The sequence below is a fragment of the Alteromonas sp. 07-89-2 genome (assembly GCF_013113925.1).
Lineage (GTDB): Bacteria > Pseudomonadota > Gammaproteobacteria > Enterobacterales > Alteromonadaceae > Alteromonas > Alteromonas macleodii.
The window spans coordinates 82,782-97,049 of sequence record NZ_VTYM01000023.1 but is presented as its reverse complement, the minus strand read 5'-3'; the positions used below and the strand labels follow the sequence as shown (position 1 = coordinate 97,049).

14 protein-coding genes are annotated in these 14,268 nt (G+C 46.7%); 7 read left to right on the top strand and 7 right to left on the bottom strand.

Annotated features, from left to right (window positions below):
- Positions 1-22: 22 nt before the first annotated feature.
- The 7 genes from F0261_RS14815 to F0261_RS14785 all read left to right on the top strand — a co-directional run bounded on the left by F0261_RS14815 (position 23) and on the right by F0261_RS14785 (position 6,783).
- The gene (locus F0261_RS14815) at positions 23-766 is read left to right on the top strand and encodes a thermostable hemolysin (RefSeq protein WP_171338344.1); all 744 of its coding nucleotides are present in this window, start codon (positions 23-25) and stop codon (positions 764-766) included.
- Positions 756-2,270, top strand: coding sequence for an AMP-binding protein (locus F0261_RS14810; RefSeq protein WP_014978376.1), 1,515 nt, complete (start codon positions 756-758; stop codon positions 2,268-2,270). Before F0261_RS14815 ends, F0261_RS14810 begins: the two co-directional genes overlap by 11 nt.
- A gap of 3 nt (positions 2,271-2,273) precedes the next feature.
- On the top strand, positions 2,274-2,945 hold the full coding sequence (locus tag F0261_RS14805) for a TenA family transcriptional regulator (protein ID WP_014978375.1): 672 nt from the start codon (positions 2,274-2,276) through the stop codon (positions 2,943-2,945).
- Between the two features lie 65 nt (positions 2,946-3,010).
- Positions 3,011-3,856: an SDR family oxidoreductase gene (locus tag F0261_RS14800; protein WP_014978374.1), complete on the top strand. Its 846-nt coding sequence runs from the start codon at positions 3,011-3,013 to the stop codon at positions 3,854-3,856.
- Between the two features lie 15 nt (positions 3,857-3,871).
- Positions 3,872-4,573 carry a tetratricopeptide repeat protein gene (locus F0261_RS14795; protein ID WP_171338343.1) on the top strand — a complete coding sequence of 234 codons (702 nt, stop codon included), beginning with the start codon at positions 3,872-3,874 and terminating at the stop codon, positions 4,571-4,573.
- Between the two features lie 188 nt (positions 4,574-4,761).
- Positions 4,762-5,409: a hypothetical protein gene (locus F0261_RS14790; protein ID WP_171338342.1), complete on the top strand. Its 648-nt coding sequence runs from the start codon at positions 4,762-4,764 to the stop codon at positions 5,407-5,409.
- Positions 5,410-5,616: 207 nt separating this feature from the next.
- Positions 5,617-6,783 (top strand): hydroxymethylglutaryl-CoA reductase, encoded by a 1,167-nt coding sequence (locus tag F0261_RS14785; RefSeq protein WP_081106061.1) that lies wholly within the window; start codon positions 5,617-5,619, stop codon positions 6,781-6,783.
- A 91-nt stretch (positions 6,784-6,874) separates the two neighbouring features.
- Here the strand turns inward: F0261_RS14785 and F0261_RS14780 are convergent, their stop codons facing one another.
- The 7 genes from F0261_RS14780 to recO all read right to left on the bottom strand — a co-directional run bounded on the left by F0261_RS14780 (position 6,875) and on the right by recO (position 14,248).
- Positions 6,875-7,243, bottom strand: coding sequence for a YbaN family protein (locus F0261_RS14780; protein ID WP_061094246.1), 369 nt, complete (start codon positions 7,241-7,243; stop codon positions 6,875-6,877).
- A 294-nt stretch (positions 7,244-7,537) separates the two neighbouring features.
- A complete protein-coding gene (gene mazG / locus F0261_RS14775; RefSeq protein ID WP_171338341.1) occupies positions 7,538-8,488 on the bottom strand; it encodes a nucleoside triphosphate pyrophosphohydrolase in 951 nt (316 codons plus the stop codon).
- Positions 8,466-10,649, bottom strand: coding sequence for a GTP diphosphokinase (gene relA / locus F0261_RS14770; protein WP_049586138.1), 2,184 nt, complete (start codon positions 10,647-10,649; stop codon positions 8,466-8,468). Before relA ends, mazG begins: the two co-directional genes overlap by 23 nt.
- Before the next feature lie 12 nt (positions 10,650-10,661).
- Positions 10,662-12,122: a 23S rRNA (uracil(1939)-C(5))-methyltransferase RlmD gene (gene rlmD, locus F0261_RS14765; RefSeq protein ID WP_061439576.1), complete on the bottom strand. Its 1,461-nt coding sequence runs from the start codon at positions 12,120-12,122 to the stop codon at positions 10,662-10,664.
- 101 nt (positions 12,123-12,223) lie between these two features.
- Positions 12,224-12,604: a holo-ACP synthase gene (gene acpS / locus F0261_RS14760; RefSeq protein WP_014948318.1), complete on the bottom strand. Its 381-nt coding sequence runs from the start codon at positions 12,602-12,604 to the stop codon at positions 12,224-12,226.
- Positions 12,605-12,631: 27 nt separating this feature from the next.
- Positions 12,632-13,369, bottom strand: a complete 738-nt coding sequence (gene pdxJ, locus F0261_RS14755; RefSeq protein WP_061439574.1) for a pyridoxine 5'-phosphate synthase — start codon at positions 13,367-13,369, stop codon at positions 12,632-12,634.
- A gap of 165 nt (positions 13,370-13,534) precedes the next feature.
- Positions 13,535-14,248 (bottom strand): DNA repair protein RecO, encoded by a 714-nt coding sequence (gene recO / locus F0261_RS14750; protein WP_061439573.1) that lies wholly within the window; start codon positions 14,246-14,248, stop codon positions 13,535-13,537.
- Between the last annotated feature and the right edge of the window lie 20 nt (positions 14,249-14,268).

The window sequence follows — 14,268 nt, the reverse complement described above, 5'->3', positions numbered from 1 at the left end:
CGCAAAACCAATGAGCATGTTTATGAGTTACGTTTTAGCTTCTGTTCCAACCCAGGTTGCTGGTAAGCAATCTGCGATTGTCTCAAAGGAAAAGCCCGCTATAACCTTTATCGAGGCAAAACATGGACATAATGCCCGTCGCCGCATTGAAGCGTTTATAGCAAGTGGTTTTAAAGCTCGCTACAACGCACGAGTGACTTCTTTTATGCCTATGCTGTTTGCTATTGAAGCTAATGGAGTTAAAGCCGCCGCAGGCGCAAGATTTGCCGCACATGATGGTGAGTATAATTCTCTTTTTATAGAGCAATACCTTAACACTTCGGTAGAAACTGCCCTCACCTTACAAGGGATAACCGTAAACAGAGCGCATATTGCTGAAGTTGGTAACCTTTTTAGCAGTGCATCGCGCTATACCCTCCCCTTATTATTTGCCCTGTTCTTCGTTTTAAGACGATGTGGTAGCAAATACCTGGTTTTCAGTGCGACTTCACAACTCACCGCTTTACTCTTGGGCGCGGGTATTCAGCTCCTCCCCCTTGTTAGAGCTGATGCATCAAAACTTAAAGGAAATAGCGATGACTGGGGTACCTACTATGATACCGCTCCTTCGGTTACTGCCCTGTCGCTAAATCACGTAACCCAACACATCATTGGATGCCCTGAACTAAATGCTCATTACCAAAGAGCAATTGAGCTTATTTCCGAAAATGTGGATGCGTTGACGCAAAGTATGTGCACCAAGAAGGAAACGGCGTATGTTGCTTAATCAGTATATAAACGGGCACGAAGATGACGTTGCGCTGAAATGCAAAGACGGTTCAATGACTTACCGCGCCCTTTTGAGCGCCGTCGAGAACCTCGCAAGCTGGATAATAAACCACAATGCCGAGAGGGTGGGCATTGCCTTTGACAATAGCTTTGCATGGGTGATTGCTGATTTAGCCTGCCAACAGGCTAACGTCTGCTGCGTCCCCGTTCCGCTATTTTTTAGCGCTTCCCAACAAGAACATGTATTAAATGAGAGCCAGTGTCACTTTTTGTTGACCAATCGCGGTGGCGAACTAAGTGAATGGAGTGAGTCTCCGACAGTTATTGATAGCGAAAACGACATTGTCGCTCATCCGCTCAAACATGACGCTCGTGTATATATGCCTTTAGGTACTAACAAAATAACCTTTACTTCAGGCTCTACGGGTTCACCGAAAGGCGTATGCCTGTCAACTGAATCACAATGGAAAGTTGCCTATTCTATTGAGCGTGCAGTTCAACCGGAAATAGTTAACCACCTATGTTTGCTGCCATTGTCTACTCTACTTGAGAATATTGCCGGCGTATACGCCCCTCTATACCACGGCGGCACGGTTTATTTAGCCACGGCGTCTGAGCGCGGATTTCAAGGGAGCAAACTCGTCAACCCAAATGCACTGCTCTCACTGATAGACCGCGTTCAACCAACGTCTGTGATCTTGGTGCCCGACTTACTAATGGTGCTAGTACAGGCATGTAATCAGGGCTGGACACCGCCTTCATCACTAATGTTCATTGCTGTTGGCGGTGCGCATGTATCGCCCACTTTGCTGGCGCAAGCTCAAGCGAAGGGACTACCAGTATTTGAAGGTTATGGCTTATCTGAGGCGGTATCAGTATCAACATTGAACACGCCCAATTGCAATACGATGGGCAGTGCCGGAAAAACGCTTGGCCATAATCAACTGCACATCGAAGAGGGTGAAATTGTAGTTACAGGCAACCACTTTCTGGGCTATCTGAATCAACCTTCCTCATTTTATCCGACCCAGGTCAGAACCGGCGATTTAGGCGTTTTTTCTGACAACACACTTACGCTGAATGGGCGTATAAAAAACATAATGGTGAACAGCTTTGGCAGAAATGTATCGCCAGAGTGGATTGAATCTTTATTGCTGGGAACAGGACTGTTTAGACAGGCTTTGGTGTATTGCGAAGCTAAACCCTACTGTGTCGCGCTCCTCGTACCCGCTTCCAATACTATTTCTAATACACAGATTCAAAGCACCGTGGCGCTTATCAATAAGCAGTTACCTGACTATGCGCAAGTTGTTAATTTCGCGACCATCGGTCTTTGTACGCCAGAAAACCAACTGCTTACCCCAACGGGAAAACTGAAGCGTGACGCAATAATTGCCCGCTACGCGACCAACTTAGACATGCTCTACCAGGGCCAAGACCAACACCAGTACAGCGTTCAAAGTACAACAGCATCTTCTTCTCAATTTGTTATCAAGGAATAATTTATGGATTTCTATCAGCAACTTCAAAGCAACACCGAGCATGCCAGAGAGACATTCTTACAGGCGCCGATTATACAACGCTGTTTTAACGGTGATTTTAACCTAAACGACTATATTGCCTTTCTTCAACAGGCCTATCACCACGTTAAGTTTACTGTTCCACTGCTTATGGCTACAGGTGCCAAACTCAACGAAGATAAAGAGTGGCTAAGAGAAGCAATTGGTGAATACATTGAAGAAGAAATGGGTCACCAGGAGTGGATCCTTAACGACCTTGCAGCCTGTGGCGTTGATAAAGAACAGGCGAGGATAAGTCAGCCTGCACCCGCCACCGAATTAATGGTTGCCTATGCTTTTGATGCAATAGCACGCAAAAGTCCACTGTATTTCTTCGGCATGGTATTCGTTTTAGAGGGCACAAGTATCGCGCTTGCCGACGCCGCTGCAAAACAAATCAAAGACAAGTTATCACTGCCTAAATCAGCATTTAAATACCTTACCTCTCACGGTGCGCTAGACCAAGAGCACATTGTTTTCTTTGAAGGGCTTATGAACAAAATTACCGACCCCAAAGAGCAACAAATGATCATTCACAGCGCGAACATATTTTATCGCTTATACGGAGATATCTTTCGCGAATTAACACCCGAACACGGCTTGGAGCAGGTTGCTTAAATTCAAGGGTGTACTTCTGGTGCTTATCTCCTGAGGTAAACGGCTAACACGTTAAGGTAAATACAATGAATATTGAGTGGCGTAATCAAGTGGTACTTCTTACAGGTGCTACTGGCGGTATTGGTAAAGCAATAGCCAAAGCGCTTGATGAAAAAGGCGCACACATTATCCTAACTGGCAGAAGTAAGGCGAAGCTCGAACAGCTGCAACAAAATTTAACCCTTCATCATACTGCCATTGTGGCTGACATTACGTCAGATGAAGGCAGAGATAGAGTAGTAAGTGCCTGCCAACGACTTCCTTTAAGTATCCTGGTTAACAATGCCGGCATTACCTATGTTGGCGAGTTTGAGGGCACCCCTATCGAGTCGATTGTGTCGACAAATATGCTGGCACCCATGCTACTAACACAACGCCTGCTGCCGTTACTAGAACGTAGACCGTCTGCGCACATTGTGAATGTAGGCTCTGCTTTTGGAGGTATCGGTTTTGCTGCGCACGGAACCTACTGCGCAACTAAATTCGCGTTGAAAGGCTGGACGGAAGCTATGCACAGAGAATTCAGCGATAGCAAAATCAAATTTCATTATCTAGCGCCACGTGCAACGCGCACCGACATAAACGACCAACGCGCTATTGCGCTAAACGACGCATTAGGCAACCAGACAGACGAGCCTGATGCAGTAGCGCAAGCATTCATTAAACAGTTAGAAAACAATTTGCCAAGGGTCGCGCTCGGACGTGCTGAACGCTTGTTTGCCAAGCTTAACGCACTAGTTCCCAGTGTTGTTGACAATGCGTTGGCAAAGAAACTTCCAACAATTAAACGCCATGCCTTTCAAAAAACGCAATCACAAGACAAACAGACCAGCGCTCAAAACGATACCCGCCTGGGTAACAAGCTGGTTTAACACAAGGACATTATCATGAAGAAATTAACCACGCTTAGCACCACGGTAATTCTGGGACTCGGTCTGGCATTAAGTCACACTGCTATGGCTCAAGCTAACGAAGTCACAGAAAGTACAGCGCCGACATCAGCCTTAAGCGAAACAGCTACCAGCCCTTTAAAGACACTTCAGCATCAATGGGCACATATTAACTACGAACTTGATGATGCAGAAAAGGAAAAAGCATTCGTCGCCCTTATTAATACCGCTAAATCTTTCGTAAAGGCAGAACCCAATAACCCTGAGTTATTGATTTGGCAAGGCATAATTCAATCCAGTACAGCCGGTGCCAAGGGAGGACTTGGTGCTCTGGACTACGCAAAGGATGCTCGTAAGAGTTTCGAACATGCAATGCGACTAGATGAAAATGCACTCTCGGGCTCAGCGATGACCAGTCTAGGCGTGCTGTACCATAAGCTTCCGGGTTGGCCTATTAGCTTTGGTAACGACAAAAAAGCTGAGAAATTGCTGAAGCATGCACTTGAAATAAACCCTGACGGGATAGACCCCAACTATTTCTACGCCGAGTACTTGTTCGATAATGGAAATTACGAGCAAGCGCTCAAGTTTGTCAAGAAAGCGCTCGACGCCCCAGCGCGCGCAGATCGTCCTATTGCAGATTCAGGTCGCAAAAGAGAGATCGCTTTATTGGAAGCGAAAATAGCGAGAAAAAGTTAGTCACCCTAAAGGTATACAGGGAAAGGCAATGCTCTTATTGCCTTTCCATTTTCAACAAGTATTAGATTTTCGCTGCAAATACCGTTAGATTAGCCGCCGATTCAACGATAATTCATGAAATTACTAACAATTTCTTCGAGTTATCTCGTTTATTCCTAACTACTTCTACCTTATAAAGGCGACTTTTCATGCAGAAAAAGAACTTCTTCTCTCCTTTTCTATTCATCCTTCTTACTACGTTGTCGATATTTACGGTTCATGCAAGCACCCCTGATTTACTGCCGTTGCAACACGCGTGGGCAAAGACGAACTATGAGCTTGAAGGTGAAGCCCAGTTAGAAGCATTTTCTGCACTGATAGCGCAGGCGAAAGTGTTAGTCGAGCAATCAGAAAATAGCGCTGAAGCACTGACCTGGCTAGCTATCTCTCAATCAAGTACAGCCAGTGCGAAAGGCGGTTTAGGTGCCCTGGACTTTGCTGAAAGTGCAAAGGAAAACTTAGAACGTGCCATTGAAAAAGAGGAAACGGTATTAGAGGGGACGGCACTCACTGTATTAGCGGCACTTTATCATAAAGTACCAGGCTGGCCAGTTAGCTTTGGAAGCGATAAGAAGGCAAAACAATTATTTAAGCGTGCATTAGAAATTAACCCAGAAGGTATGGACCAAAACTTCTTTTATGCTGAGTTTCTTTTCGACGATGGTGAATACGAAGAAGCCCAAGGGTTCTTAATCCGTGCTCAAAACGCGCCTGAAAAAGCCAACCGCCCTCTAGCCGATAAAAAACGTAGAGAAGAGATTGCTATACTTCAGGCAAAATTGGATAAAAAAGCATAGTATCATTTGCTTTATGCGGGGCTATTGCGCGTCGCTTATGAGTTCGAAATAAGCAACCCCCCCGCTTTTTGCGTGTAGAAAGGTGAATTTAACGCCTTTCTACATAAAAAGCGCATACATAGGTGGCACTTATCCTCATGTATAAATTGTAAACAGTTCTCATTCGGTATCAGCACTCCTATTATGAAAGAAAAAAGGAGTGGCCCAATGCCTAAAATCCCACGTTCCTCAGACAACGACTATACCCAAGAGATGAGCCGAACACGCCGCGAGTTTATTGCGCGCGAAACCGGCACCCAGCTAAATCACTTAGGACACTATTCTATCCCGCCTGAAACATTGTCGGGAAACATAGAAAACTTCGCCGGTGTTGCACAGGTACCTATTGGCTTCGCAGGGCCAATGCTAGTGAATGGAGAGCACGCCAAAGGTGAGTTCTACGTTCCAATGGCAACAACAGAGGGCACCTTGACCGCCAGCTACAGTAGAGGCATGCGCTTAACAAGAGAGGCTGGGGGCATAACTACCACAGTCATTGACGATGCTATGCAGCGGGCGCCTATGTTCGCGTTTTCTAACGCAAGAGAAGCCCTCGAATTTGGCAAATGGGTTGAGCAAAACTTTGAAGCCATCAAACGCGCCAGTGATAACACCACCAGCGTGGGCAAACTAAGGGATATCGAGCAGTACGCTGCGTCTAAGCTTCGCTGGCTAAGATTCAATTTCACCTGCGGTGATGCAGCTGGGCAAAACATGGTAAGCAAAGCTACCAAAGCAGGCTGCGAGTGGATACAGGCAAACTACTCGGGCCCTATTGAACACTTTGTGCTGGCTGCAAACCTTGATACCGATAAAAAGCACTCGCACTTAAACTCGCTGCATACCCGCGGAAAGCGCGTTGTAGCAGAAATAACCCTGCCAAAAAAACTAATGACGGACATTATGCATTGCCCGCCAGAAGCATTATTTAAACAGCGCCAGTATTCAAATATGGGCGCACTAATGGCAGGTAGTGTTAATAACGGCGCCCACTTCGCTAACGGTATTACCGCCATGTTTATCGCTTGCGGGCAAGATGTCGCTAATGTGGCGGAGTCGTCGGCGGGGTTTACCTACGCTGAAATTACGCCAAATGGAGACTACTACTTCTCTGTGACTATTCCATCGTTAATCGTTGCTACATACGGTGGTGGAACCGGTTTAGCTACACAAAACGAATGTTTAAGCATACTTGGCTGCACAGAAAGGGGCAGCGTAAATAAGTTTGCGGAAATTGTCGCTGCGACTGTATTGTGCGGCGATCTGTCGCTGGGTTCTGCAGTCGTCGCAGACGAATGGGTAAGCAGTCACGAGCGACTGGGTAGAAACCGTTAAAGGTTTTTAAACCTGTCACCTAACGCTTAGCAATGCAGTTCGAATAAACTGTGCGCTACTGCCGAAGGTAACTAAATTCTGTATAGAGAAATTATACAGCAGGCATGCTGGGGCGTGTAACAACAAAGTACGCGCCTATTCCCATAAATAGACCTATGCCTATGTAAGCAGGAATAGGCATTGATGCGAACAGGCAAACCAGAATAAAGCTCACCAACATACTGCAGCACGCTATGCATTTCACTTTTTTCGAAATTGCTCCATGTTTTCGCCACGCAACAAGACTGGGGCCATATTTAGGGTGTTGAAGTAACCAGTTTTCAAGGCGCGGTGAAGATTGAGTAAAACAAAAAAGCGCACCTATCAAAAAAACAGTTGTTGGCATTACCGGCAAGAATGCGCCAATAATACCTAGAAGGGTAAAAAACAACCCGAGTGATAAATACAGTACTTTTTTCATGAAATACCAACGCCCAATGCTAGCCGATTCCTTGGTAGGTGCTGTGACCACACACCCGCTGAACACTTTTCCGAAGTGCTAAATTTATACAGTCATTTTAGATAGTATGGATCTATGTAGCCTTGTCGTAAATCAAACCTACCTTTTAACCATACGCCAAAATAACTAGGTTTCCACCTTCATTGATCTAAATTTGTAGTACTAACATTTGCCCGGTCAAAAGTGATGAGCAAATCCGAGACCTTACTATCTGGCTGATTTTCAGCCTCAACGGTGAAGTTGTAGCTGGATAAACTACTTCCTATCGGACGACTGTTTAACCTGCTGCCACAGCGCTTCCATTTCATCAAGCGTCAACGCGTCGAGCTTGTCGCCCTGTTCAGCCGCTAAGCGCTCTACGCCTTTAAAACGGTTAGCAAACTTGTTACTGGCGTTTCTAAGTGCGGTATCAGCATCTACCTTGCAATGTCTTGCCAAGTTAACCATGGCAAAAAGTGCATCACCAATTTCTTCTTCAATTGCTTGTTGGTTGTCGGGCACGCCACTGTTTAAAGGTACAACACCAGTCTTCAGTGCCCCTTGTGCTCGCTGTTTGAAATCCAGCTCTTGCTGAATCTCTTCCACTTCTTCACGCACTTTATCTATGACAGGTGCGGCATCAGGCCAATCAAATCCTACCTTAGCACAGGCATTCTGCAGCTTTTGCGCGTACATAAGTGCTGGCATACCTTTGGGCACATTATCTAAAATACTGTTTTCTATTGCTTCGTTGTCTTGCTTTAAACGCTGCTTTTTAAGCTGCTTTTCCTGGGCTTTGATAGCATCCCACTGCGCGTTTAAAGCACTGTCGTTCAATTGGGTACGTTCGACCGTGACGTTTTCATTTGTATCGCCAGAGCCTTCAGATGCAAGCGCATTCGCAAACACATGAGGGTGGCGACGCACCAGCTTATCGCTAATGCTTTTCGCCACATCGTCAAAAGAAAATGCACGCGATTCACTGGCTATCTGTGCGTAGAACACCACTTGAAAGAGCAAATCACCCAACTCATCTTTAATGTCGTGCATATCACCATTGGCAATAGCATCGGCCACTTCGTAGGCTTCTTCTATGGTGTAGCGAGTTAGGCTTTCCATGGTTTGTTTTACATCCCACGGGCATCCAGATTGCGGGTCGCGCAGCTGCGCCATAATTTTAAGCAGCCGCTGCATTTCGCTAAGCTTAGCTTTGTTTGCGTTTTGCATCGGTCACGCCTTTAAGCTGTCGCAATCGGGTTAACACTTTAGACACCGTATCGAGGTCCTGAACCTCTATCGAAATAGTGATAAGCGCCGTCTGTCTATTTTTATCACTTAGGCTGTTCACGCCTAGAAGAGGCACGTTTTCATTCGCCAATACCGTGGTAATATCGCGCAACAGGCCAGTTCTATCGTGACAAAATATATCAATACCCGTCTCAAAACCTACTTTAAGCTCTTGTGACCAATTCACTTCTATCTGACGCTCAGGGTGCTGTGACAACAAGTGTTGCAGCTGGTCGCAGCTTTCTTTATGAACGCTTACACCACGGCCTTGTGTGATATAGCCTAAAATCGCTTCGCCGGGAACCGGCTTACAGCAGTTCGCCAGCTGGCTCATTAAGTGACCCACGCCCTGCACCACCACTGCATCTTTTTTGCCTGATCCGGCCGCAGTTTTGCGCGTTTTAACCTTAGGACTAATTTCGGGTTCTGGAGCTGGCGGCTCCTGCAAGTGATGAATAAAGTTAATCACCTGCATAACGCGCACATCACCGGCACCTACCGCAGTGTACAAGTCATCGAGGGTTTGTAAGTTAAACTTCTCAAATGCCTCATTGGGTACTTTGGCAGGTAAGTGGGCACGCTGAAGTTCGCGTTCTAGCAGCTCTTTACCGGCAGCAAGGTTTTTATCTCTGTCCTGCTTTTTAAAGAAGGAATGGATAGTGGCACGCGCCCGTGATGAATGCACATAGCCAAGACCTGGGTGCATCCAGTCGCGGCTTGGATTTGGCTCTTTTCCGGTAAGTACTTCTATCTGGTCGCCACTTTGCAGTAAATAAGTGAAAGGCACTATTCGCCCATTCACTTTTGCGCCAATACAGCGATGTCCCACATTACTGTGAATATAGTAAGCAAAATCAAGCGGCGTAGCGCCTTGGGGAAGGTCAATAACATCGCCTTTGGGTGTAAACACGTACACCCTATCGTCAAACACCTGACTGCGAAGCTCTTCAACCAAATCGCCAGATTCGGCCACTTCCTCTTGCCACGCAAGTATGCGGCGAAGCCAGTTTATGCGCTCGTCATAGCCTGACTGCTTGCCCGTGCTACCCTCTTTATATTTCCAGTGTGCAGCCACACCCAGTTCTGCATCCTGATGCATTTTCTGCGTGCGAATTTGAATCTCAACCGACTTCCCTTCTGGCCCCACGATAACCGTGTGAATAGACTGGTAACCGTTAGGTTTGGGGGTTGCGATATAGTCGTCGAACTCGTTAGGTAAGTGCTTATAGCTGGCGTGAACCGTACCAAGCGCGGCGTAACAGTCTTGAAGTCGCTCGGCAATAATACGCACCGCACGAATATCAAAAAGCTGCTCAAACGTAAGGCGCTTTTTCTGCATTTTTTTCCAAATGCTGAATATGTGCTTAGGACGGCCGTAAACCTCTGCGCGAATTTCTTCGCTATCAAGCAAGCCTTGCAAGTCGCCTACTATGGTTTCTATGTACTCGGCACGCTCTCGGCGCTTGCCGTCAAGCTGATGAGCTATTTGCTTGTAGGTGATGGGGTGTAGATAGCGAAACGCAAGGTCTTCAAGCTCCCACTTTAACTGACCAATGCCCAAACGGTTTGCCAATGGCGCATAGATGCTAGCGCACTCGCGGGCCACCATAACGCGGGTTTCTTCATCGGCTTTCTTAACCTGCTGCAATGCACAAATGCGTTCTGCCATTTTGATCACAACGGCACGCACGTCTTCTACCATCGCCAGCAGCATACGACGAATACTGTCTATGTGCTGTTCGTCCGACTTTTCGGCAAAGCCAGAGCCTTTTACTTTACGCGCATGTAACGACTTGATAGCATCCATTCGGCGCACGCCAACGATCAGGTCGCGTATTTCCCCGCCGAATTCTTCATAAATATCGTCTTCACTTAAGGCGTGCTGTTCGCAATATGGAAAAACCAAGGCTGCCTGAAGCGTTGCGTCATCCATATTGAGCTGACACAAAATCTCAACCATTTCCTGACCAACCAACAGTCGCTCGGGAATAGATGACACTGCACTTAGTTTTTCTTTTGTTTCTACACTTAACTCAAGGCTATCTAACCACGCTTCAAAGGGTGGTCGGTCGGCTTGGTGGACCTTTCTTGTCGATACCATATCCTTTACTCGTTACTGCTGCTTTCGCGTAAACAAGGCCATCATTTCCATGTGATGGGTGAAGGGGAACATTTCTGCTACGCCCGCTTTTTCCATTTCATAACCTCCGTCTATCAACACCTTCGCGTCTCTAGAAAACGTACTTGGGTTGCAAGAAACATACACTATCGTTTTTGGTAGTGCTTTTACAAGCGCATGACAAACGGTCAACGCCCCTTCTCTTGAGGGGTCGAGTAGTACCTTATCAAAGCCCAACTGTAATGAAGCCTCGACGTTGGTCTTATCAGCCAAATCTAAATGCAGCCACTCTACATTTTCAATGCCCTGTTGCTGTGCATTGTCTTTAGCGCGGCGCACCATCTCTGCCACACCTTCTACCGCCTGAACCTTTGCACCTAACTTAGCAATAGGTAAAGTAAAATTGCCCAGCCCGCTAAACCAATCAGCGATACGTTCGCTGGGCTTTGGGTTTAGCCAACCTATTGCCTGATTAACCATTTTTTCGTTAACCACTCTATTAATTTGAATAAAGTCGTTAGCACTAGGTGAAATTGAGCAGCCATTTACCGTGTTCATCACCATATCAGTACCACGGCCCACACTGCGAATTTGCCCCTGCTTATTTTCAAGCTTTAATTCAATACCGTAGACACCAACTGATGAACTCGTGTTCACCAATTCGCTCACTGCATCAATAAGCTCAGCTTCAAGGGCTTTGGTGTGTTTAATAACAAGATGCGAGGTGTTGTCGCCCGCAATAAGGCTGATATGTCCAATATGACGCGCTGACTCGAACCCTGTAAGCGCATCTCGTAAAGGGCCAATAAGTTTAGATAGCGGGTCGACCAGTATTGGGCAGGTTTCTACATTGATAACGTTACTGCTATTTGCTTCACGAAAGCCCAACTTAATTTGATTGGGGTTGCGGGCATCTATAGCCAGTCTTGCTTTCCTGCGATATTGAGGGCGCGGCCCTGCTAAAGGTGCTTGCCAAACGTGTGGCTTCATTGAAAGCTGGCGTTCCATCATCACTTTAAGAGCACGGTCACGTTGCTCAAGGGCAGCGTCAGGCTTTATGTGCTGTAGCTGACACCCACCACATGCATCAAACACAGGGCAAAAAGGCGCTTGTCTTGCATCACTTGGCGAGTGAATGTTTGTCGCCTTAGCGTTAATGACTTTCTTTTTGCTAGATACCATCTCTATGTCGCAGGTTTCTCCTACAAGGGCACCTTCCACAAATACCATCGGATTGCCGCGCACTACGCCATTGCCCATCCAGTCCAAATCTTCAATGGTGACCGTGTTAGGCTTTTGACTTTCACTGGTATCCGCTGCTTTTTTGCTTTTCCCAAATCGAAGTCCTGCGACCTGCGCGTTGGCTCTGGCATTCCCTTTTTTGGAAGCGCCACGCTCAGTAAGCGACGTTTTGCCTTTTTGCTTGCTACGAGATTGTTTAAAAAGGTTTGCCAAGTGTGACTCCGGTTACTTGCTTTACGTGGTTTGATGTTAGTAGAGGTTTTTGCGCGCGCTCACCAAATAGAAGTCGCCCACGTGGGTTAGGGACAGTTGCTCTATTCAGACTCTAGTATAACGGTGGCGACAGCATAATGCTGCTCATCTGAAATACTGACCACGCTTCGCGTAATACCTCGGTTTTTGCACATTGCAGCAAACTCGCCAGAAAAATGAAGCTCTGGCGCACCTAAATCGTTATTGCGCACTTCTATATGCTGCCAGCTGATCCCGTTTCCAATCCCTGTCCCAAGGGCCTTCACTGCCGCTTCCTTGGCGGCAAAACGTTTGGCTAAGAAGCGGACTGGCGTACCGTGTTCGCTGAACTGCTGCCACTCGGCAGGCGTAAGTACTCGCTTGGCTAAGCGTTCATTAGCACCATCGCCTTTACCAAGTCGCGCTATCTCTACAATGTCAGTACCTAGCCCTGCAATCGCCACGTTATCTACACCCTTTTGAATCTAAGGTTAAATGCCCGCTCGTGCTTCTAGCATAAGTTTACGCATATCAGCTACAGCCGTATGAAGGCCATCAAACGCGGCGCGAGCAATGATAGCGTGGCCAATATTAAGTTCGATTAACTGAGGGATAGCCGCAATAGGCTTAACATTGTGATAGTGCAAGCCGTGACCTGCATTCACTTTAAGTCCTAAGCTATCGGCGTATTCAATGCCTTCAACTAAACGCGCTAGCTCTTTATGCTGTTCTTCTTCGCTGGTGGCTTCTGCATATTGACCGGTGTGAATTTCAATATAAGGGGCGTTACATGCTGCGGCCGCGTCAATTTGCGCTTTGTCTGCATCAATAAATAGCGACACCAAAATGTTCGCATTAGCGAGTCGCTCGCACGCCGCTTTGATGTTGTCAAAATTCCCTGCCACATCAAGACCACCTTCGGTAGTCAGCTCTTCGCGCTTTTCTGGTACTAAGCAACAAAAAACAGGCTTCACTTCTTCGGCAATGGCCAGCATTTCATCGGTTACCGCCATTTCCAAATTAAGTCGGGTATTAATGGTCTGCGCTAAAATGCGTACATCGCGGTCTTTAATGTGACGGCGGTCTTCACGTAAATGAACAGTAATGCCATCTGCACCTGCACGCTCGGCAATATCCGCTGCGTGCACTGGATCTGGGTAATGCGTACCGCGCGCATTGCGCAGCGTTGCAATATGGTCGATGTTAACGCCTAATAAAATCGTGCTCATTTCACCACCTAGCCTGTAAGAGCGATAGAAGAGGGCTGCTCTTCCTGTTTAATACGTTGCTTTAAGGGTAAAAATACCCTTTTAAGGAAAGTCGCAATTGTAGCAAATTTTTTTGTAGAACGTGCTTATTAAGCGTTTGAGTTAAGAGAAAATAATTTAATGCTATTACCGCGGCTTGGGCATAAAAAGCTCGCGGCTTTTAAGTGGCTTGTCACCAATTAGCGGTTTCAGCAAGTCCCGGCAAAGCACCTTAGCCACTTTTTTACTAAGCGGCGTAAATTCCCCCTGTGACAAACTAAGCAGCGCTTGTCCAGGAAAGCCTCGCATACCCCTTGCACCAGCCATATCTTCGGGAATAGGCACAAAGCCCGCATCTATCTGAAAGTTATAGCTGCCTGTTTCTTCTATGGGCATTTCGTATTCTACGTCAGTAGTAAAGTCGGGCAGTAGCCCCATTTCGTCAAGCAGTGCAAATTCGAACTGTCGCAAGGTCACTTCTATATCGCTATTATCACGAAGGGACAGCAGCGCATTTTCATAAGCGTTGTGAACGCCATCGCTGGCAAGCCCTGCCGGCATAACGCGATTAGTTAGCTCGTTAACGTACATGGCGCAAAATAACGCCGTGCCCACAAGGTTGATGGAAGGCGAAACGCTTTCAACGTGACGTAAGTTTTTTAACTCTGACTTTCCGCTTAACTGTAAACGAAGATGCTGAAAAGGTTGAAGCAGGCTTTTCTTGTCAGATTTACTATTCTTCACCCCTTTCGCTACCGCACTAACACGCCCTTCTTCTAAGGTAAAAAAGTCAACAATATAGCTGGTCTCCCTGTAAGGGCGTCTATGCAGTACATAGGCATTTAACCATTCATTATTCATTGTTGCTCACTGTGTGTTAA

Coding starts and splice junctions, on each gene's coding strand:
- F0261_RS14790 (WP_171338342.1), top strand. CDS start 4,762: ATGCAGAAAAAGAACTTCTTCTCTCCTTTTCTATTCATCCTTCTTACT.
- F0261_RS14805 (WP_014978375.1), top strand. CDS start 2,274: ATGGATTTCTATCAGCAACTTCAAAGCAACACCGAGCATGCCAGAGAG.
- pdxJ (WP_061439574.1), bottom strand. CDS start 13,369: ATGAGCACGATTTTATTAGGCGTTAACATCGACCATATTGCAACGCTG.
- recO (WP_061439573.1), bottom strand. CDS start 14,248: ATGAATAATGAATGGTTAAATGCCTATGTACTGCATAGACGCCCTTAC.
- mazG (WP_171338341.1), bottom strand. CDS start 8,488: ATGCAAAACGCAAACAAAGCTAAGCTTAGCGAAATGCAGCGGCTGCTT.
- F0261_RS14815 (WP_171338344.1), top strand. CDS start 23: ATGAGTTACGTTTTAGCTTCTGTTCCAACCCAGGTTGCTGGTAAGCAA.
- F0261_RS14785 (WP_081106061.1), top strand. CDS start 5,617: ATGCCTAAAATCCCACGTTCCTCAGACAACGACTATACCCAAGAGATG.
- F0261_RS14795 (WP_171338343.1), top strand. CDS start 3,872: ATGAAGAAATTAACCACGCTTAGCACCACGGTAATTCTGGGACTCGGT.
- relA (WP_049586138.1), bottom strand. CDS start 10,649: ATGGTATCGACAAGAAAGGTCCACCAAGCCGACCGACCACCCTTTGAA.
- F0261_RS14810 (WP_014978376.1), top strand. CDS start 756: ATGTTGCTTAATCAGTATATAAACGGGCACGAAGATGACGTTGCGCTG.
- F0261_RS14780 (WP_061094246.1), bottom strand. CDS start 7,243: ATGAAAAAAGTACTGTATTTATCACTCGGGTTGTTTTTTACCCTTCTA.
- F0261_RS14800 (WP_014978374.1), top strand. CDS start 3,011: ATGAATATTGAGTGGCGTAATCAAGTGGTACTTCTTACAGGTGCTACT.